This window comes from Nocardia sp. NPDC059154, from assembly GCF_042755705.1.
GTDB lineage: Bacteria > Actinomycetota > Actinomycetes > Mycobacteriales > Mycobacteriaceae > Nocardia.
The window spans coordinates 1-20,269 of the sequence record NZ_JBHZCS010000037.1 but is presented as its reverse complement, the minus strand read 5'-3'; the positions used below and the strand labels follow the sequence as shown (position 1 = coordinate 20,269).

The window sequence follows — 20,269 nt, the reverse complement described above, 5'->3', positions numbered from 1 at the left end:
GTGATGTCCTCAACGAGTGACCGGCAGGCCGAGAGCGGTCGCGGCGATGATGTCGCGCTGAACCTCATTGGTGCCGCCGCCGAAGGTATTGATCAGCGACGCACGGTGGTACAGCTCGACGCGCCCGCGCAGCAGGGTGCCGGCCGAATCGAACCGCACGATCGAATCCGCGCCCAGCACTTCCATCAACAGCCGGTACCCCTCGGTGGCGAATTCGGTTCCGAATACCTTGGTGGCGGAGGCTTCGGCGGGGGCCAGTTCGCCGGTATCGGCGTCGGAGGCCATTTTCCAGCTGCGGAGCTTCTGATATTCGGTATTGGCGTGCACCCGCGCCAGGTGCAGCCGCACCCACTCCTGGTCGATGACCCGTGAGCCGTCGGCGAGTTCGGTGTCCTGCGCCCATACGTGAACCTGACGCAGTGCCTCTTGCATCGGTGCGGCGATCGAGAGGGCCACCCGCTCGTGGTTGAGCTGGTTGGTGATCAGGTTCCAGCCCCGGTTGAGCCCGCCCACGATCGACGTTGCGGGAACACGGACGTCGGAGTAGTAAGTGGCGCTGGTGCCCGCGCCCGCCATCGTGTGCACCTTGGTCCAGGAGAAGCCACCGGCCGTGGTCGGCACGATGAACACGCTCAGACCCTTGTGCTTCGCGACATCGGGGTCGGTGCGCGTCGCGAGCCAGATGTAGTCGGCGTACTCGACCAGCGAGGTCCACATCTTCTGGCCGTTGATGATGTAGTCGTCGCCGTCGGGCACCGCCCGAGTCCGCAGCGAGGCGAGGTCGGTGCCGGCCTCGGGCTCGGAATAGCCGATGGAGAAGTGCAATTCGCCCGCGGCGATCTTCGGCAGGAAGAAGGCTTTCTGCTCTTCGGTGCCGAAACGCATGATCGTGGGGCCGACCGTGTTGACCGTCAGGAACGGTATCGGCACTCCGGCGACGGCAGCTTCCTCGGTGAAGATCATCTGGTCGATCATCGAAAGGCCTTGGCCGCCGAATTCCTTCGGCCATCCCATCACGAGGTATCCGTCCCGGCCCAGCTGGCGGACGATCTCCTTGAAGGCGTCGCCGGGACCGTATTCGCCCCGCGGGCCGCCCGCGATCGCCTCGCGCCGCTCGTCGGTCATCAGGGTGGCGAAGTACTCTCGGAGTCCGGCTCGCAACTGTTGTTGTGCCGCAGTGAAATTGATGTCCATAGGTCCTCAGAAGTTGGCGAGGTCGTCCGCGGTGAGGACAGAGGTCAATATGAGTGGCTCGGCGACGAGGCGCTGGGGCATCCCGGGTCCCAGCCCGATGGCCGACTCCGCGCCGAATCGGTTGACTTCGTCCAGGAGAAAGCGGACGCCGACCGGGTTGAGATAGTTGGTGAGGAAGAACTCGCGAACCTCGTCGGCGGTCTGGATGACGCCGGTCTGGTGGGGTGAGCAGAGGGTGATCTTCGGATCGTAGAAGGTCATCCCGGACACATGCTTCGCCATGAAGTCCGCCACGTGCTGCACGAGCGGGCTGTGGAAGGCGCCGACGTACTCCTCGAGCATGCGGATCCGACGCGGTTGCTCGGCCGCGAGAGCGGTCAACTCCGCTCGATATCCGGAGAGCACGAGAACCCGTTTGTCGCCGCCGGGCACGACGTCGTAGTCCGCGGCCAGGTAGATCCCGGGCCGGACGGGGCCGATGTACTTCTCGATCTCGTCACCCTCCGCCAGGGCGGCCACCGCCATCCCCTGCGGTGGCGAGTCGGCCGGCACCTCGGGAATGAGGCGTTGGTAGTGCAGCATCTCGAACAGTTGCTGTCGATCGAGTCCGCCTGCGAGACAGGCGCTCACCAAACCGCCGAGGCTGAGCCCGCCGATGGCATCTGGCCGGATGCCGCTTTCAGCCAGCACGTCGTGCATGCCGATGATCAACGCGGCCTGGCGTACGGCACCGAAGCTCTGGATGAGTTCGCCCTCTCCGTCGAACTCGCCCGCGATCAGGTTCGACGTGTCCAATTCGGTCCAGTGTGCTGCCTGCTCGAATACCTCACGGACGGCAGGGAATCGAACGCAGAATTCGGTGACGAATGCCGTATCCAACGGAATTTGTCCCCCGAGCAAGTACGCGATGGTCATGCAACATTCCCCTTGAATTAAATGAAGTCCCCGAAGGTCGACAAATGGCGTGCAGTCGACTCATGTGTTGAAGGAATCCCCGCCCCACGGGTGATGCCCACCCGGAAGGAAACTGCCCGTGTCGCCGGGCACGGTCCCACGGTAAGGCATGTCCGATATCCCCGCAACGCGTGCGGTCGGGCCAAAGTAGCTGCGACAGTGCGTAATAGGAAGTCGGCCGGCTGGTGGCGCGCGGCCCCGGCGGACGCGCCGATGGGGCGAAGATCACGGCGCCGGACGCGTCTCCCTGCTTGCGAAATCGCAAAATCTATGTCAATCCTGTCGGCTTGCGAAATCGCAGAATCTGTGTCAACAACATTGTCCTGCAACACTATTGGCGAACCAAGCAAACGCTTGACCGTGATCGGTTGTCATGTAAGACTGCTTGCGGGACGTGGATGCATCACCCACTCGTCGGGTGCCATGAGATTCGGGGCGGTCGGAAGAAGGTTGGGGAAATGACGTCAGATCAACAGCGCGACAAAGAAATATCCGCGAGGAACACGCTGACCGACCTCCCGGGGCTCATCGGAGTTATCGAAGTCCCAGTAATGTCGCTGCCCGTAATTTCGACTCGCGTATATGTACTGGAAGGCACGCGGGGACATATTCTCATCGATGCCGGGTGGGATGACGACACCGCCTGGCAGGCCCTCTCCGACGGCCTGGCCACGCTGGGCCGGGAAATTCGTGAGACAGAGGGCATAGTTCTGACTCACCACCATCCCGATCATTCGGGCCTCGCGGGCCGGGTGAAAGCCGAATCCGATGCGTGGATCGCGATGCACGAGATCGACGCCGATCTCATGGATCAGCTACGCAGCCAGGAATCGGCGGAAGCCCATTTGTCGTGGGAATTGAACAATCTCGCGGCGGCCGGAGCGCCGACGCTGGCGCTGGAGTCCTACCGGCAAGGCGGGGGAAGTTTCTCGATGGCGTACATGTCGGCCGAGGTGGACCGCAAGCTCGGTGACGGTGATGTCATCACGCCTGCGGCCGGCGGTCTCACCGCACTGTGGCTGCCGGGCCACACCGGTGGCCACATGGGCGCGATCCTCGAGCGGCAGCGGGCGGTGTTCACCGGCGACCATGTGCTGTCCAAGACCAGCCCGCATGTCGGGGAATTCGTGTTCCCGGTCGACGAGCACGATCTACTGAACCGCTATCTGGAATCACTGGAGAAGCTTCGAACCCTGGCGGGTGACGGCTTCTCGATCTATCCGGCCCACGAGGTCGTCGATATCGACTGGCCACGCAGAATAGAAGAACTGGCCGTGCACCACCGGCGGCGGCTCGACGACGTGCGGCAGGTTCTGTCCGATGGTGAGCCGCGGACCCTCTGGGATATCGCGGTGGCAATGACCTGGGCCGTCAAATGGGCGGATATTCCGCCCATTTCCTGGCCGTTGGCCCTGTCGGAGTGCTCTGCGCACCTGACCTATCTGGTCAACCACGGCAATGCAAAATCGCTAGGGGCGAGCGATCAGCCGATGAAATTCGTAGCCAAAGGCTGAGGGTCTTTCGCACGCATCATAAATAAATGGGGGATTCACCATGGATCGATTGGCTGTCGGGTGCCCAATTCATCGCTATCCCACGGACGGGGCGCGATCATTGGGTTTGGACCCGGTACTGGATGACGCGCTCAAACAGGACCAGCCCGTGCGGCTCGAATATCCGCACGGCGGCCAATGCTGGCTGGTGACGGGATACGACGACGTCCGGACCGTCTACTCCAGCAAGATTTTCAGCCGTTCCGGAAACGCGCCGCGAATCACCGCGAGCCCGCTCTTCGCGGGAGGACTCGCGACGATGGACGACGCTATGCACCTCAAGGTGCGCAGGATCGTCACCGCGGAATTGAACAAGCGAATGGGATCGATCCGTTCCAGCGCTGAATCGATCATGACCGAACGGCTTTCCCCGCTGCGGGAAGGGGCCGGCATCGACTACGTGGCGGACGTGGCGAAGCCCTACTCCATTCGAGTCCTCGGGGAGCTGCTGCGCATTCCCACCGAGGACGACGCGAACTTGATTGGATGGGTCAGCGCTCTCCTGGCCGACGACTTCGTTCCGAATGCGGAAGCGAATGCCGAGTCCGCCGTGAAAGACATGGGCCGATATGTCATGGAATTGGTCACCGCGCGCGGCGAGAACCTCGGGGACGATGTGGTCTCGGACTTCATCCGCCATGACGGATTGAGCTACCTGGACGTTGTCACGATCGTGTTCGGCCTGATTATCGCCGGATTCGAGTCCACCGCCCACATGTTGAGCAAGATGGTGTTCCAGCTCTTGATCCGTCCCGATCTGTGGAGCGCCTTGAAGGAGAATCCGGATCGTATTCCGGGCGCGGTCGACGAGCTGCTCCGAACGATTTCACTCGGCGGCGGCGAGGCTATTCCCTGGCTGGTCCGGGAGCCCATCAGCCTCGGCGGGATGGACATGGCGGCCGGCGATTACGTGATGCCCTCGACAGGAGCCGCGAACCGTGACGGTCTCGTCTTCGAAGACCCTGATCAGATCGTATTCGGGCGCTCCCAGAAGCAGCATCTGACCTTCGGATACGGGACCAGCTACTGCCTGGGCTCCCAGGTGGCGAAGGTGGAACTGGAAGTGGGGCTGGGCCTCCTGGTCCGCGAATACCCCGACCTGCGGCTCACCGTAGCGCCAGAAAGTATCAGCTGGCCTGCCGGCTCGGCCGTTTGGCAACTCGCCGAGCTCCCGGTTTCCCTGGCCTAAGAGGAATTGTCATGCGTACCAGTCAACGAAACATTCCATTCGCCGAACCCACCCGCGACGAATTGGTAGCCATCAGCCGCCAGCATGTCGCGGCCATGGAGACCTCCACCGCGGAGGAAGTGTGGGTCAGCTCCGCGATGGACTTCCTGCTCCTGCACACCGTCGGTCGCAAGACCGGAGAGATACGCAAGGCCGCCTTGCCGTTCTGGCGAGACCACGATGGATGCCGGGTCGTCATCGCTTCACTCGTCGGCTCGCCCCAGCATCCGGCATGGTATTTGAACCTTGCCGATACCAGCGTCAACCCGAATGTCCTTGTGCGCCTGCGTGATAGCGAATACCGATCCGTTCCGGAAGTCGTCGACGGGGCCGAGTACACGCGGATCTGGGAGGCGGTGACGGCGGATCGCGATTTCTACCGGGTCTATCAGGAGCGCTGTGAGCGCCGCATCCCGATTATTCGATTGCCGGAAATTCAGCAAGGGTAGACATGTACAAGGCACAGACCACCATGGGCGATCCTGCATGGATCGCCACCGGTCACGCCGAAGTGCGCAGCCTGCTCTGCGATGAGCGGCTGGGCCGAGCCCATCCGACGCCGGAGACCGCGGCCCGGGTCAGCGATGTCGCGCTGTTCGGGCCGGTAGGCAATTTCGAGACCGAGATCGCCGATCACGCCCGGATGCGATCGCTGTTGCAGCCGCAATTCTCCGCCAGGGCCATGCGTACACTGCGTCCCCGCATCAGTGCGCTCACAAGCGAGTTGCTGGATACGCTCGCAGATCAGGCGTTGCCGTTGGATCTGCACGCCGCGGTGTCGGTGCCATTGCCGATCCTCGTCCTGTGTGAATTGCTGGGCGTGCCTTTGGAAGATCGTGAGCGGTTCCGGGTGTGGACACAGCAGGCGTGGGACATTCGCGACAACGAACGGGCCCAGCAGGGGCAGTCCGCACTGTTCACGTACTCGTGTGAACTCGTCGCCACGAAGCGCGCGGACCCCTGCGACGATGTCATCTCCCGGCTGGCGACGACTCCGGGAGTGCATGCCGCGGAGGCCGCCGCGCTGGCGATGGCACTGCTGTTCGCCGGCCACGAGACGACGGTCAACGCCATCAGCAACGGGATGTTGACGCTCCTCGACACCCCGGATCGATGGCATCGGCTCGTCGCCGAACCCGCTCTGGTGCCGAGCGCGATCGAGGAACTGTTGCGGGTACCGTGCCAGGCCAGCCCCGAGCTGCCCCGCTACGCGCGCACTGACATGGAAGTCGACGGTGCCACGGTGTGTCAGGGCGATCTCGTGCTCATGGATGTCAGCGCCGCCAACCTCGACCCGGAGGCGTTTCCGGAGCCGGAACGATTCGACTTGACCCGCCGGTCGTCCGCGCACCTGACGTTCGGACACGGCCTGCGCTACTGCATCGGTGCACCGCTGGCGCGGATCGAGCTTCAGGAAGTGTTCTCCCAGTTGATATCTCGGTTCCCCAATATGCGGCTCGCGGTTCCGGCTGCCGAATTGCGCCGCCAGGAGAACATGCTGGCCGCCGAATTGGTCGAGCTGCCCGTGACCTGGTAGCCCGCCGCACCGCACCGCTCAGCACTGCTCGGAACAAAGAACAGAACAAAGAAAGGTCAATTGTGTCAACCGAACGCAACCCGTGGGCGGCGCTGGGTGCGCTGTGCGTGGGCTACTTCATGATCCTGCTGGACATGACCATCGTCGCGGTGGCGAATCCGGCGATCATGTCCGGCTTGCACACCGACTTGTCCAAGGTCATCTGGGTGACCAGCGCGTACCTGCTCACCTTCGCGGTGCCGCTGCTCATCACCGGCCGGCTCGGCGATCGGTTCGGGCCAAAATATCTGTATCTGGCGGGACTTTCGGTCTTCACGCTGGCCTCGCTGTGGTGCGGCCTCGCGGGCGGCATCGATTCGCTGATCGCCGCCCGGGCGGTCCAGGGCCTGGGCGCGGCCTTGATCGCGCCGCAGACGATGGCGGTGATCGGCCGAATCTTCCCGTGGGACAAGCGCGGTGCGGCCATGGGAGTGTGGGGCGGTGTCGCCGGCGTGGCGGCGCTGGTCGGCCCGGTCTTCGGCGGTGCGCTCGTGGACAGCGGTGGTTGGCAGTGGATCTTCTATGTCAACCTGCCGATCGGGGTGATCGCGTTGGTGTTGGGCGCGCGGCTGATTCCGGTGCTTCCGACCAGCAAGCACCGTTTCGACATCCCGGGCATGGTGATGGTCGCGATCGGCATGACCGCGTTGGTGATCGGCATCCAGGAGGGCAACGATCACCATTGGGCAGGCTGGGTCTGGGGCCTGATCCTCGGCGGCCTGGCCGTGCTCGCGCTGTTCCTGGTGAACCAGGGCCGCAACAAGATCGAGCCGCTGATACCGCTGAGCGTGTTCCGGAACCGCAATTTCTCGCTCGGCAATATCGCCACCAGCGGGCTGACCGCGGCAACCACCGCGCAGATGGTGCCGTCGTTCTTCTACCTGCAAGTTGTTCGCGAGCTGTCCCCGACCAAGGCCGCGTTGGTCGGCTCGCCGCTGGCACTGCTGTCCGCCTTGCTGTCGCCGGTGGTCGGCAGGCTGTCGGACAAGGTGCCGCCGCGGTATCTGTTGATGTTCGGCTTCGTAGCGTACGCGGCCGGGGTGTGGTGGTTCCTCGCCCTCGCGAACCCGCACGGGTCCATCCCGATGTTGGTCGTGACATCGGTGGTCTGCGGTGTCGGCAGCGCTTTCATCTGGGCGCCGCTGCCCGCGGCCACGATGCGGAGCCTGCCGCTGGAGCAGATGGGGGCGGCGGCGGGCATCTACGCCACCACCCGCCAGATCGGTTCGGCACTCGGCAGCGCATGCATTGCCGCACTGCTCGCCGCGCGCATGGCGGCACATGCGCTGCCCGGCGGTGGCTCGTCCGGCGCGGGCGGCCATCTCCCCGACTTCGTCAAAGCACCCTACAGTTCGGCACTGTCCGATTCGCTCTACCTTTCTGTCGGTCTGCTGGTGGTCTGCGCCATCGCTGCGGCGTTCTTCGTCTCCGCCGATCTGCCCTCTGCCGCGCCAACTCCGGCTGGCGGCAAGAAGGCCGGAGTCAGCGTGGCCGACTAGTGCGTGTCTTACAAGCGTCGGAACTGAACACAAGATCTTGATCATCGTGAATTGAGGACAGGGATGAGTAGAGGTTCATCGGTCGCCCAGCGGCCCACGGCCCAAAATCGGCCGCCGGGACCAAGTTTGGGCACTCTGTTGAAATTGGGTGTGGCCATGCGTCGGGAGACGTACACGATCATGCCCGAAGTGGCGCGCCGCTACGGCGACGTGGTCACCTTGCCGGTACCGGGGCGCGACGCGCCACCGATGACATTGGTCAGCCACCCGGATCACATCGACCACATCCTGGTCCGGCACCACCATCGTTACGTCAAAGGCGAGTCCTACGAGGAACTCATGGACGGTCAACCGCTGCCGTTGGCGTTCCTGGAGGGCGAGGAATGGAAACGGGTCCGCAGACCGCTCAACCCACACTTCACGGGGCAGGCGTTGGAGCGAGTCGCCCCCAAGCTGATCGCGGGGGTCACCGCCCGCGTCGATGCGTGGGCGAAGTACGTCGATACCGCGGAGTGGGTCGATCTCGAGCATGAACTCGGCACCGTCGTCATGGACGGGTTGATGCGCGCGGTATTCGGGGTGACCATGGCGACCGATGAATTGGACAGCTACATTCGGTCTGCACGGGATTACAGCCGCTACGCCGCCAATCGCGCGATGATGCACGATCTCCCGGCCTTTCTGCCGCGCCCTTTCCAGCGACGGGGACAAGCCGGACTCGCCGCCGTGCACTCCGATCTCGAGCGGTATATCGCGCAGCGGCGAGCGGATGGTCCCAGCGCAGAGCCGGATCTCCTGGACGCGATGTTGGAGATCAGCGCCGAGGAATGCCCGCATCTGCAACACGCCAAGCTCCTCTCAGAGGTGAGTGGCATGATTTTCGCCGGATTCGAAACGACGACCGAAGCCACAGCATGGACTCTCGCTCTGCTGCTTCGCCACCCGCCGGCGCTCGCGCGCGCGGTCGAGGAGGTCGACTCGCTGGCCGGCGCGCCGATCGAATACGCAAGCGTGGAGCGTTTCTCGTACCTCAAGGCATGCTTCGATGAGGGGCAGCGCATCCAGTCGGCGATGGCCAACGTCCGCACCGCGATCGAGGACGACGAAATTGGCGGATACTTCGTTCCCAAAGGCACGCGAGTGTTGTTCTCCCCGTACGGAATCCATCGCGATCCCCGATTCTGGAACGAACCGGACAAGTTCGATCCGACCCGCTTCCTCACGGACAAGATCAACAAGAGCGCCTACCTCCCGTTCAACCTCGGTCCGCGAAAATGCATCGGCTTCCGTATCGCCAACATCGAAGCCGTTGCAGCGTTGGCAGCGATATTGCAGCGGTACACATTCCAACTCCGCGCGGGCTGGGAACCCCGGCATCGGATGCGCATCATCACCTCGATGGTGGATGGGTTGCCCGTGCAGATCAAGAATCGCTGATCGACGGAGCTGGTTGTAGCGCAATGAGCGCGGACTGCCGCCGGGGTTCCAGGTCCTCGGCGGTGTGCGCCGGCGGTACGCCGCTGTCGGGTGGCGAAGTGCCGGCAGAAGGTCCGCGACCCGATCCACGCGGCCGCGTGGATCGGGTCGAATGTCGTTGCGGCGTAGCCTTTTTCGGCGAACAGGTGGGCTGGGTGCGCTTCACCCACCTCGAGAATCTCCTTGCACAATATGCTATTTGCGGCATTTTGTGCCAAAAACAGTCTGTAGGACGAAGAAGAGGTCCCCATGAACCGTCTCGAGCAGCGCCGCATCTTGGTGACCGGTGCCGGATCCGGTATCGGCCAGGCCACAGTCCTTCGCCTGTTGTCCGAGGGCGCGGTCGTCGTCGGCGCCAGCCTCAGTGCCGAAGGGCTGGCGCTGACTCGCAAGCAAGCCGCCGAAGCGGGCGTCGATGCCAGGTTCACCACGCTCGAGATGAACGTCGCCAACGAGACCGAGGTCATCGCGGGGGTCGAGAGCGCTGTCGAATTCCTCGGTGGCCTGGACGCTCTCGTCAATGCCGCGGGCATCCTTCGCGCCGGCCATACCCATGAGACGTCGCTGGAGCTGTGGAACCAGATCCTGAACGTGAACCTGACCGGCACGTTCCTGGTGATCCGCGAGGCCCTGCCGGCCCTGCTCGCCAACTCCTGCAGCACGATCGTCAACTTCAGCTCCACCTCGGCGAGCTTCGCGCACCCGTATATGGCCGCGTACTCCGCCAGCAAGGGCGGCATCCAGAGCCTCACCCACACTCTGGCTCTCGAATACGGCAAGAAGGGTCTGCGCGCGGTGAGTGTCGCGCCCGGCGGCATCAAGTCCGGCATCACCGACGCCACCCCCGGCTACCTCCCGAAGGACTCCGACTGGTCGCTTTTCGGCCGCCTGGCTGCCGTTGTCCCGCAGGACAATCCGAAAGAGTTGGCAGGTCCAGAGAATGTCGCCGGTGTCATCGCCATGCTGGTCTCCGATGACGGCCGCTTCATCAGCGGCACAGAGATCCGCATCGACGGTGCCACCCACACCTGAGACCAATCACCCCCTTCTTGCGTGTTGACCCTTTGGTTCCGCTTGGTTTCAACAACTTGCCGCAACACTCCTGCTGCTGGACAGGTGTGCGATTGCAGACGAGGCCCGATCGGATCGATACCCGAGCCTCGGTGATCTATAGTGTCCGGCACGCACCGGCGATGTATTTGCTCCGGTGGAAGGGCGTGTCCGTAGTGGTCATGTCCTTCTCCGGGTACACATCCACCTGAAAGCCGTTGCAATGCCACGGCATTCAGGCAATGCAGCGAGGCTACCGACTTGAACCGCGTGTCCGCCACGCCGAAGGTCGGCGTGGCAACTTCGACGTCAACCAGAGAGACGACGCGAGCATCACGTTCGAAATCACCGACGCCTCAAGTTCTCGCGCCCTGACCAACTTGGTCGGTAGTGGCTGGCGGGATGCGGCCTTGGTTGCTCAGCGCTTGATTTGCGACTGCCATGGCAAGGATTTCCGGTACGTCCTCGGCCAGCAGGAAACCTGCCGCCACCGCCCCGCCGGTTGCCGCTCGAAATGCCTCGAGGTAGTTGTCCGGAGTGGGGCCTGGGAGTGGTCGCGTGCAGCCGAACATGATCGCCGGGCCGCCGCCCTCCTGTCCGAGCCCGGACAGCACCGCCAACGGTACGTCCAGCCACGGTGTGCGGACGCCGCCCAGCGCGTTGCCATGTACGTCCAGCACCAGTTCCCCGGCAGACACGCGGAGCCGATCGGCCCGCGCGGGAGCAGGTCCGCCATCGGCCCACTCTGACAGCGCGGCGATTGCTCGCTGCAGGACGTAGTGATGCTGTGGCCCGGAATTGATCGGCTCGGGGAAGTCGACGCCCAGTGGATTGCGGCGAGGCGCCATCCGCTCGGCCAGTTCCGCTGCCGTCAAGGTGCCCGAGTCGGTGAAAGATGCTCCCACGCTGTAGGAGTCCACGTGCGCGGCGCCGGCCAGCTCCCAGAGCCGGAAATAGTCGGAGTCGGGCTGGCGGGAGTCGATCGAACGCATGAAGCCGACCACATCGGTCTCGGTCTGGAGCGCGAGCACCGGCGCGGTCGAATCCGCGCGCACTCGCGTACCGCCGTTCAGTGCAACGGCTCCCACCCGGCCGGTCAGCGTGGCCGGGCGGCCGGGCCGCCCGTCGATGAGGTACGCGTCGTAGGGCGAGCCGTGCGGCGCAATGGCATTCACATACGTCACGAGCATGGCCGCGGATTGCGACTGCCCGGCCGCGAGCACCTGCTGGGTCCCTGGCACCAGCCTGCGAACCAGTTCTCCCGCCTGCCGGTAAATGTCGTAGCAATAGGCGTCGCCAGGATGCGACAGATCGGCGTACCGCACCGGATCCGACTGCTTCAGCGGCGGCCTCCGGACCGAGTTCCAGGAGTCGTCCCTCTCTGCCATGCCGCCGCCGCCGTGAATCGGCGCGTACTGCGTGGAAACCCCGATCCAGGCCATCCGGGCACGGATGAGATGCCGGTGTGCCAGCAGCCAGATCGGCGGCGTATCTGCACCGGAGGACGCGTTGAGCCACTCCACGACAGCGGTTCCGCGGTAGCCTTCGATCGGCCGGTACACCACGAGTCTGGTCGTGAACGGTGCGAGCCTGCCCGGCTCGGTCGCCCACTCCCCGTCATTACCGGCCGAGCCGGTCAGGCGGTAGGACGCGGCCGTGCCGGACAGGAAGTACTCCTCGGCGACGTAACCGACATCGGGCAGTGAGAAGAACGTCGAGATCAGGCTGAACGGACCAGCCACCGGACCAGAGAGTTCCATCTCGAAACCCTAACAAGTGCTTGGTTTTTCGACAATTGCCGGACATGCGCCGAGGTCAGGCCCTCCTGCCCGAGCGACACTTCGGGAGTCCGAGTTGCAGCGCACATCCGATCCGGCTGAACGCACTGTCATGCCTGACCGCGATGACCGAACCGGCCAGCGCGGTGGAGCGGAAGATCAACCGGCCATGGCGAGCATCGACCCCATCCCTGCGGATGGACGGCGAAGACCCCGTCCGGATTGTCGATCCGGACGGGGTCGGTGTCCCCCAGGCGAACTCGCCGGTCGCCATCCGCTCGTCGCGGGAACCAAGGAGCATCTGTGCTGTTGCCGCATTGGATTGGTCACCGCCTACCTGTGCAGGACGTGATTCACGTCGACCGAAATGGGCAGGTAAGCGGCCGTTCCATGTGGCAAATCGCCAGGTCGGATCAATGCCCCTGGAAGGGGGAATTGACCGTGGTGAAGTATTGGGCGGCGGCGAGTATGGCTACCGGGGCGGTGACGAGGAGTAGGCCGGCTACGGTGCCGAGGGGGGCGATGGCGGCGATGCCGCCGATGCAGCCGACGGCGGCGGCGGGGAGGAAGGGGCCGAAGAGGCCGACGATGGTGGCGGAGGCGGCGGCGGCGCCTGCTGCGCCGCCCAGGAGGCAGCCGACGGCGGCACCGCCCAGGCCTCCTACCAGGGTGCCGATGGCGGCGCCGGTGACGAGGGTGGTGCCGAGGCGGGCCCAGGCGGCTTGTTCGCGGTCGTATTCGTTTTTCCAGGGCGCCTGGTTCTCGTAGGGGAGGGCGACGGGTTGGTAGACCGCGTGGTCGAGGTCGAAGCGGGGGGTGAGGACGGCGGTGCGGTTTGTGATGTCGGCGGTGATGGGGAAGACGAAATCGTCTACGCGGAAGGATAATTCGGTGCCGGCAAGGGTGGTGCCGTCGGCGGCTTTGATCTTGAAGGTGCCGTGGTCGTCCACCAGGGAGCCGGCGTCGGTGGTGATGGTCAGCGCGCTGTCGGTGCGGACGGCGGTGTAGTCGACTCGGCCGGTGGTGCCGGAGTCCGCTGGTGCGGCGCCGGAGTCGGCGTGTGCGGTGGCGGGTAGGGCGGTCAGGGCGGTGGCCGTGAGCAGGGCGAGGCCAATGTTCTTGTGCAAGAGGATGACTTTCAACTCGGGGTGGTGAGGATGGGGTCGTGGGTGATGCTGCGTTCGCGGACCAGCCACGAGGCGCCGTGCGGAACGAGGTGATCGCGGATATCGGTGCTCAGGTGCAGCCGCGGGGACTGCCCGGGGCCGGTTTCGACGACCAGGGAGTAGAAGCGGGTGCGGATGGTTCCTGTTGCCGCGCCGTCGTTTTCGATGGTCAGGTTGCCCAGCCAGTGGCGGCGCACGAGGCCCGCGGCGCGGAGTCGTTCCGAGGTGCGGCGCAGCCCGTCGGCGATCTCGGCCCGCCCGGTGTGGGTGGCGGCCCGCTGCGGATGGATCAACAGCCCGTCGGGTTCGAACTCGGCCGCCCATTCGTCGACGCGCCCGTCGTCGAGCAGGCGCAGGTGCGCGGCATAGAACTGCTGGAGGTCGACATAGAGCTGGCGGGTGCGGTCAGCGTCGGACATCGGAGCCCCGTTCGGTGGATTCGGCCCATTTCTTCGCGTTCTCGAGGGTGGACAGGGAATTGCGGCCCAGGGCGTTTCGAATGAAGGCCGTGGCATCGGCGAGGGTCTTGCCCGTGCCGAGGATCGAGGGGATCGCCTCGGTGATGAGGGCGACGGTGTGCTCGGAGGTCGCGAGCGTCCCCCCGCCGCGCGGTGTGAAACTCCAGCGACCACGGTGCAGGGAGAGCAGCGCGGGCAGCCGAGTCTGCTTGTAGACGATGTCGCCGGAGTCGAGGACCACGCGCCACGAGGCGGTGGTGTGGACGTCCCCGTCCGGTGTCCGGGTGTCCAGGCTCAGAAACTGGTGTCCGGGTACCGGTTCGGTGAGGGTGACGGCGTCGACGTGGGCGAGTCGCTCCGCCCAGAGGTCGGCGCGGTCGATGAATTCCCGGACCCGCGCCGGTTCGGCGTCGATCCACAGCGAGTCCGCGAACGTGACGGTGGCCTCGGGTCGCCGGGCCAGCGCCTCGGCCGCGGACTTGAGCGATTCGAGCTCCCGGGTCGAGTTGGTGTCGACCGCGGCCTCGATCCACTCCCGGGCTCCCGCGCTGTCGTTGGGAGAGAAGCTGTGCCGCAACAGCACTCGGCTGTTGTCGGCGTCGATCTCCTGCACCACCCATTCCCCGCTCATGGAGGCGACCGGGGGAGCGGAGACCACCTGCCGGAAAGTGATCCGGCGCTGTTCGGGGTGGAAGGTGCGGCGCGAGGTCCAGGTCTTCAGCGACTCGTTCGCGGTGGCCCACAGCCGGATGTGGTCGCCGGAGGCGTTGTGCTCGAGGGTCTCGGCGTGGATGGTCGGAGGAAAGATGTTGGGCCAGTTGACGACCGAGCGCAGCGCGTCGTGCACCGCCTGGGCCGGCGCCGCGATCGTGATGGTGTGTTCGGTGTGATGGAGGCTCATCCGAGCCACCTCCCAATCTCTCGGTGGCTCAGTAGTTGCCCAGTCCGCCACAGACATTGATGGCCTGCGCGGTGATCGGCGCGGCGGCGGGCGTGGTGAGATAGCCGACCAGTCCCGCGACCTCCAGCGGAGTCGAATACCGCCCCAACGGGATCTTGGCCTCGAACTTCTCGAGCACAGCGGCCTCGGTGGTGTTCCACACCTCGGCGTAGCCGCGCCGGACCCGTTCTGCCAGTGGGGTTTCGACGTATCCGGGGCAGACGGCGTTCACCGTCACCCCGGTCTTGGCCAGTTCCAGTCCGAGCGCTTTGGTGAATCCGATGACGCCGTGTTTCGACGCCGAATAGGGCGCGCCGAGCACCACGCCCTGCTTGCCGCCGGTCGAGGCGATATTGATGATGCGGCCGTCCTGGGCGTCGAGAATTCCGCCGTGCGACAACACTTCTCGCGTCACCCGGAAGGTTCCGGTCAGGTTGATGTCGAGCACGTCCTGCCACAGCGAGTCGTCGATGTCCCGGGTGACGCCGCCGCCGTTGCGGCCCGCGTTGTTGACCAGCACCGTGACCGGTCCGAACCGCGCGACCGCCGCCGCGACGAAGGCCCGCACGTCGTCGGTCGATCGGACATCGGCGGCGATGCCGTCGATGATGATGCCTTCGGCGCTCAGCTCCTCGACCGTGCTCTTGACCCTTTCCCCATCGCGGGCGTTGATGAAGACCTGATATCCGGCCAGGCCCAGCGTGCGGGCGATCTCGAGGCCGATTCCGCTGGTGGCCCCGGTGACAATGGCGTGCTTGCTCATGCGAGTGCTCCTGAGGATGGATCGGAGGCACCGGCGTCCTGGCCGGCGCCCTCCGCGAGGGTGGTGTTGACCAGCTCGAGAAAATCTCGAACGGTCACGGCGTCGACCACCGAACTGTCGAGAAGCTTGATCCCGTAACGGATTTCGATCTGATTGGACAGTTCCAGGACCGCGAGGGAGTCGTATCCCAGGTCCTCGAATGAGCGATCGGTGATGTCTCCGCTCAGGTCGATGGTCTCGTCTTCGCCGGCGACCCGCTGCAGTACCTCGCGCAGCTGATCGGTGGTCACGGCTGGGTTGGCAGACACCATGTGCCTCCCTTCTCGGTCGGGTGCTGTTGGGGGAGTGGGGTTTTCATCGGACGCCGCGCAGGACCACCGCTGAGGTGAACCCGCGCCCACCGCGGGCGAGCACGAGCGCGACCGGTGTGGTCAGCTCACGCGGCTCCCGGACCAGGTCCAGGCGGGTGGAGCAGGGATAGTGCTCGAGGCCGGGGGTGGGCGGGATGGTGCGGCTGTCCAGCGTGAGGGCGGCCGCGGCGATGTCGAGCGCCCCGCCGCCCGCGAACAGTCGTCCGGTCCCGGTCTTGGGTGCGGTCACCGGGACCCTGTGCGCGCCGAATACCGCGTCGAGCGCGGCGATTTCGTGATCGTCCTGTTCGCGGACTCCGGCCGCGTCGGCGAACACCACCCCGATCTCGCCGGGCGCAACGTGGGCGTCGGCGAGCGCGGCCCGGACGATCCGGGCCAGCGCCGGTGGCCGCGGTGAGCCGGGCCGCGGATCGAATCCGCTGGCATACCCGCTGATGTAGGCGTAGACGCGCGCACCGCGGTCGCGTGCCCGGTCCGGATGTTCGAGGACGGTCAAGGCGCCGCCTTCGCCGGGTACGAAACCCTCGGCGGTGTCGGCGAATGGCTGGTAGGCCCGTTTCGGGTCGGTGCTCGTGCTGACATTGCCCGCAGCGAGCGTGGCCAGCCAGCCCCACGGCGAGAGCACGGAATCGAAACCGCCGGTGAGCACCAGCGAGGTGCCCGCACGCACCAGCCGGCGCGCCTTACCGACCGCGTCGAGGCTGCCCGCCTGGTCGGCCACCACGACACTCGAGGGTCCGCGCGCGCCGTGCCTGATCGCGAGCTGCCCCGTGTTCACGGCGTAGAACCAGGCGAAAGATTGATACCCGCTGACATGGCGACTGCCCTGGGCCCATAGTTTCTGCAGCTCCTTCTGCCCGAACTCGAAGCCGCCGCTGGTGCTGGCGGTGACCACTCCGAGTTCGAAGTCGTCCCGGTCGTCCGGGGTGATGCCGGCGTCGCGCAGCGCGGCGTCCGAGGACACCAGGGCGTGCCGGGTGGAGATGTCGGTTTGCGGAAGCAGGCGGCCGGACAGCGGTGAGGGGTCGAAGTCGCGAATCTCCCCGGCCAGGGTGGCGGTGTACGGACTGGGATCGAAGCGGGTGATCCGGTCGATCGCCGAGCGCCCCGCGAGGGTGTTGCGCCAGTAATCCGCCACGGTGACTCCGGTCGGCGCGTGGACGCCGATGCCGGTGACGGCGGGATCCACCATGGCAGCGAGTCCGGTCATGGCGCGACCAGCACTGCGGCACTCTGGAATCCGCCGAATCCGCTGCCGACGCTCAGCACGGTGTCGGTGCGCTGGCCGCGCGCGGTCAGCGGCACGTAGTCCAGATCGCAGCCGGGGCCCGGGTTGTGCAGGTTGGCGGTCGGCGGGATGACGTCGGTGTCGATCGCCAGCGCCGAGGCGGCCAGCTCGAGGGAGCCGACAGCGCCGAGCGAGTGCCCGATCATGGACTTGATGGAGCTCATGGGAACGCGCCGGGCATGGTCGGCCAGCGCCCTTTTCACCGCGGCGGTCTCGTGCAGATCGTTCTGTTTGGTTCCGGAGCCGTGGGCGTTCACGTAGTCGACCGCGGTGGGGTCCACCCGGGCCTGGTTCAGCGCGGCGCCGATGGCCTCGGCCATCTCCACTCCGTCGGGCCGCAGGCCGGTCATGTGAAAGGCATTGCCGCGCGTGGCGAATCCGGCGAACTCTGCGTAGATGTGCGCGCCTCGGGCGCGGGCCCGGTCCCAGTCCTCGAGGATCAGGGTCGCGGAACCCTCGCCGAGGACGAAGCCGTCCCGATCCCGGTCGAACGGACGCGACGCGTGTTCCGGGTCGTCGTTGTTGGGGCTGGTGGCCTTGATGGCATCGAAGCAGGCCACCGTGATCGGTGAGATCGGGGCCTCGCTGGCGCCGGTCACGACGATATCGGCGGCTCCCTCGCGGATCAGATCGGCGCCGTGGCCGACCGCGTCCAGCCCGGACGTGCAACCGGTGGAGACCACCGAGGTGGGTCCTTCGGCGCCGATCGTCCAAGCCAGCTCCGCGGCAATGGAACTGGGCACCAGGTAGTCGAAGAGCTGCGCCACCGCCCAGGCCGGGTCCACCAGCCATTCCCGGCCCTGATCGCTGACCAGGGAGTACTCGCGTTCCAGGCCCGTCGTGCATCCGACCGCACTGCCGATGCTGATGCCGATCCGCGCGGGGTCCACGGTGCCGGGATCGAATCCACTGTCCTGCAAGGCTTCCCGGGCGGTGGTGACCGCGAACTGGGTGACCCGATCCCAGGCCCGCTCCTCGCGCCGGCTCAATCCGTGGTCGTAGGGCCGGAAGTCGATCTCGCCCGCGATCCGGGACCGGTAGCCGCCGGTGTCGAACGAGCTGATCCGGCGGGTGGCGGTGCGGCCCGCGGAGAGCAGGTCCCAGAACTGGCCGGTGCCGACCGCTCCGGGAGCCAGTACGCCGATTCCCGTGATCGCGACCCGGCGCGGTCCGTGCGCCTTTGTTGTCTTTGCTTGCGCCCCAACGTATGCCATGTTCCATCCTTTCGAGTTCGGAACAACTGCTGGCGATCGCCACGACTTCGTGTCAGTGGCGTCGACACTCGCATCGGCTGCTGGAGGCGACGCCGACGAATGCTGGAGGACCACTGGAATCGGCTGCTCCAGCGATCCTGTAGGCGGTTGTCGGGCGGGTGTGGGCACAGTCGAGCGACGACTGTCACCTGAAGGAGAAGTAATGACTGTGCCGCCGAATGGTCTGGCCGAACGCCGCATCGTGATCACGGGAGGTGGCCGCGGGCTGGGCCGCGTGGTGGCCGAGGATCTGCTCCGCCACGGCGCGCACGTAGTGATCGTCGGCAGGAAATCGACTGCGACACAGTGGATTCAGGAGCACCCCGCCGGAAGCGCCGTGACTGCGGATGTCACCGACGCCGTGCAGCTGGCGGCGGCCTTCGCCGAGGCCGGCAGCAGGCTCGGTGGTGTCGATGTGGTGTTCGCGAACGCCGGCGTGAGCCGCCCCGGCCCCTTGGCGGTCACGCCGCCGGCGAATTTCACCACGGTGCTCGAAACCAATGTTGTCGGAACGTTTCTCACCCTGCAGGCAGCGGTGCCCTATCTGGCCGACTCCGGGTCCGCCCGGTTCATCGCCCTGTCGTCGGCCCTGGCGCAGCGGATCGCGCCGGGCGCGGGCGCGTACTCGATCAGCAAGGCGGCCATCGAGACCCTGGTCCGTGTCGCGGCGATAGAGCTTGCACCGCAATCCATCTCGGTGAACGCCCTGTCTCCCGGTTTCATCGACGAGGGGATGGGCCGCGATCTCATCGCGAATCCACCGGTGTGGGACCGGTACCTACCGACCATCGCGGCGGGTAGGCCGGGGCGGGCCGAGGAGATCGCCGGTGTGGCCCGGTTCCTTGCGGGTCCGGACTCGGACTACGTCAACGGCCATGTGCTCGAGGTTAACGGCGGCCTCGCGTTCTGACGCCTGCTACCAGTGCAGGACCGCCTTGCCGTGAAAGGTCCGCTCCCGGAGTGCGGACAGCGTGTCGTCGAGCGTGTCCAGCGGCCCGGTTCGGTTCACGGCGAGGTTCAAATCCCCTGCGGCCCAGCGCTGTCCGAGCCAGCGCAGATCGTCGGCGGCCCCGGTCCCGGCGTCGAGCTCGTCGAACAGGTTCACGTAGCTCAGACTCACCCCGGGCCGCCGATGTCCCCAATCGACCGGCAGCTCGAGCGGCGCGCGGACGGTATTGCCGAAACTCACCAGCACGCCTCGCGGTTTCAGCAGCTCGAACGCCGCCTGCAGCGTCGGTCCGCCGACACTGTCGAACACGACGTCGACCGGTCGCGGTGCGGTCGGTTGGCCTTCCGATGAGACGACATCGAGCCCGGCGCCGGTGATTTCGAGCCCAGTGCCGGTGAACCGGTGCCGGACCGACAGCACCTCGGCCCCGGCAGCGTGCGCGAGTTGCGCCAGCACCCCGCCGACGCCGCCACTCGTTCCGGTGACCAGCACGGTCCTGCCGATGATCGGCCCGGCCCGCCGGATGGCCGCGAGCGCCGTCAACCCGGCCACGGGCAGCGCGGCGAGATCGACGGCCGCGCCGGGGTCGTCGATGACCGCGACGTCGCGGCGCGGCACGGCGACCCGATCGGCCCACCCGTCGCCGCGCGCGAGCGCGACGACGGCCCGCGAGTGCGCCGTCCCGTCCGCGTCGGCGTCCTCGATCGTGCCGAGAATGTCCCAGCCGAGCCGGGATCCCGCCGGAAGTCGCTCCGCCCGGGTCAGCTCACCCC

At 66.0% G+C, this 20,269-nt stretch carries 19 protein-coding genes; 8 read left to right on the top strand and 11 right to left on the bottom strand.

Features of this window, described 5'->3' with window-relative positions; all coding sequences use genetic code 11:
- Positions 1-9: 9 nt before the first annotated feature.
- Positions 10-1,194, bottom strand: coding sequence for an acyl-CoA dehydrogenase family protein (locus ACFXN1_RS28775; RefSeq protein WP_379443017.1), 1,185 nt, complete (start codon positions 1,192-1,194; stop codon positions 10-12).
- Between the two features lie 6 nt (positions 1,195-1,200).
- Entirely contained in the window at positions 1,201-2,109 is a 909-nt protein-coding gene (locus ACFXN1_RS28770) for a hypothetical protein (RefSeq protein ID WP_379443019.1), read from the bottom strand.
- A 224-nt stretch (positions 2,110-2,333) separates the two neighbouring features.
- On the opposite strand from ACFXN1_RS28770, the gene ACFXN1_RS28765 reads away from it, so the two are divergent.
- The 7 genes from ACFXN1_RS28765 (at position 2,334) to ACFXN1_RS28735 (ending at position 10,512) form a co-directional block, all read left to right on the top strand.
- Complete coding sequence (locus ACFXN1_RS28765; RefSeq protein ID WP_379443020.1) at positions 2,334-3,662, top strand: MBL fold metallo-hydrolase; 1,329 nt, start codon at positions 2,334-2,336, stop codon at positions 3,660-3,662.
- A 100-nt stretch (positions 3,663-3,762) separates the two neighbouring features.
- Positions 3,763-4,890: a cytochrome P450 gene (locus tag ACFXN1_RS28760; RefSeq protein WP_379443021.1), complete on the top strand. Its 1,128-nt coding sequence runs from the start codon at positions 3,763-3,765 to the stop codon at positions 4,888-4,890.
- Between the two features lie 11 nt (positions 4,891-4,901).
- Entirely contained in the window at positions 4,902-5,378 is a 477-nt protein-coding gene (locus tag ACFXN1_RS28755) for a nitroreductase/quinone reductase family protein (RefSeq protein WP_379443023.1), read from the top strand.
- A 2-nt stretch (positions 5,379-5,380) separates the two neighbouring features.
- Complete coding sequence (locus ACFXN1_RS28750) at positions 5,381-6,466, top strand: cytochrome P450 (RefSeq protein WP_379443024.1); 1,086 nt, start codon at positions 5,381-5,383, stop codon at positions 6,464-6,466.
- A gap of 62 nt (positions 6,467-6,528) precedes the next feature.
- The gene (locus ACFXN1_RS28745; RefSeq protein WP_379443025.1) at positions 6,529-8,004 is read left to right on the top strand and encodes an MFS transporter; all 1,476 of its coding nucleotides are present in this window, start codon (positions 6,529-6,531) and stop codon (positions 8,002-8,004) included.
- Positions 8,005-8,067: 63 nt separating this feature from the next.
- Complete coding sequence (locus tag ACFXN1_RS28740) at positions 8,068-9,441, top strand: cytochrome P450 (protein WP_379443027.1); 1,374 nt, start codon at positions 8,068-8,070, stop codon at positions 9,439-9,441.
- Between the two features lie 288 nt (positions 9,442-9,729).
- Positions 9,730-10,512 (top strand): SDR family NAD(P)-dependent oxidoreductase, encoded by a 783-nt coding sequence (locus ACFXN1_RS28735; protein WP_379446653.1) that lies wholly within the window; start codon positions 9,730-9,732, stop codon positions 10,510-10,512.
- Between the two features lie 374 nt (positions 10,513-10,886).
- On the opposite strand, the gene ACFXN1_RS28730 is transcribed toward ACFXN1_RS28735, so the two are convergent.
- From ACFXN1_RS28730 to ACFXN1_RS28695, 8 genes are all read right to left on the bottom strand, one after another.
- Positions 10,887-12,290, bottom strand: coding sequence for an alpha/beta hydrolase domain-containing protein (locus tag ACFXN1_RS28730; protein ID WP_379446652.1), 1,404 nt, complete (start codon positions 12,288-12,290; stop codon positions 10,887-10,889).
- A 431-nt stretch (positions 12,291-12,721) separates the two neighbouring features.
- Positions 12,722-13,441: a hypothetical protein gene (locus ACFXN1_RS28725; RefSeq protein WP_379463714.1), complete on the bottom strand. Its 720-nt coding sequence runs from the start codon at positions 13,439-13,441 to the stop codon at positions 12,722-12,724.
- Between the two features lie 5 nt (positions 13,442-13,446).
- The gene (locus ACFXN1_RS28720; RefSeq protein WP_379446059.1) at positions 13,447-13,893 is read right to left on the bottom strand and encodes a nuclear transport factor 2 family protein; all 447 of its coding nucleotides are present in this window, start codon (positions 13,891-13,893) and stop codon (positions 13,447-13,449) included.
- Positions 13,880-14,833 (bottom strand): aromatase/cyclase, encoded by a 954-nt coding sequence (locus ACFXN1_RS28715; RefSeq protein ID WP_379446057.1) that lies wholly within the window; start codon positions 14,831-14,833, stop codon positions 13,880-13,882. Before ACFXN1_RS28715 ends, ACFXN1_RS28720 begins: the two co-directional genes overlap by 14 nt.
- Before the next feature lie 28 nt (positions 14,834-14,861).
- Complete coding sequence (locus tag ACFXN1_RS28710) at positions 14,862-15,635, bottom strand: SDR family NAD(P)-dependent oxidoreductase (protein ID WP_379446056.1); 774 nt, start codon at positions 15,633-15,635, stop codon at positions 14,862-14,864.
- Positions 15,632-15,943 (bottom strand): acyl carrier protein, encoded by a 312-nt coding sequence (locus ACFXN1_RS28705; RefSeq protein ID WP_364615415.1) that lies wholly within the window; start codon positions 15,941-15,943, stop codon positions 15,632-15,634. Before ACFXN1_RS28705 ends, ACFXN1_RS28710 begins: the two co-directional genes overlap by 4 nt.
- A gap of 46 nt (positions 15,944-15,989) precedes the next feature.
- Positions 15,990-17,216, bottom strand: coding sequence for a ketosynthase chain-length factor (locus ACFXN1_RS28700; RefSeq protein WP_379446055.1), 1,227 nt, complete (start codon positions 17,214-17,216; stop codon positions 15,990-15,992).
- Positions 17,213-18,508, bottom strand: a complete 1,296-nt coding sequence (locus tag ACFXN1_RS28695; RefSeq protein WP_379446054.1) for a beta-ketoacyl-[acyl-carrier-protein] synthase family protein — start codon at positions 18,506-18,508, stop codon at positions 17,213-17,215. The genes ACFXN1_RS28700 and ACFXN1_RS28695 overlap by 4 nt, the downstream gene beginning before the upstream one ends.
- 202 nt (positions 18,509-18,710) lie before the next feature.
- Between ACFXN1_RS28695 and ACFXN1_RS28690 the strand changes: the two genes are divergently transcribed.
- Positions 18,711-19,457: an SDR family NAD(P)-dependent oxidoreductase gene (locus ACFXN1_RS28690; RefSeq protein WP_379446053.1), complete on the top strand. Its 747-nt coding sequence runs from the start codon at positions 18,711-18,713 to the stop codon at positions 19,455-19,457.
- 6 nt (positions 19,458-19,463) lie between these two features.
- Here the strand turns inward: ACFXN1_RS28690 and ACFXN1_RS28685 are convergent.
- The coding region (locus tag ACFXN1_RS28685) for a zinc-binding dehydrogenase (RefSeq protein WP_379463708.1) at positions 19,464-20,269 on the bottom strand (806 nt) is incomplete at its 5' end.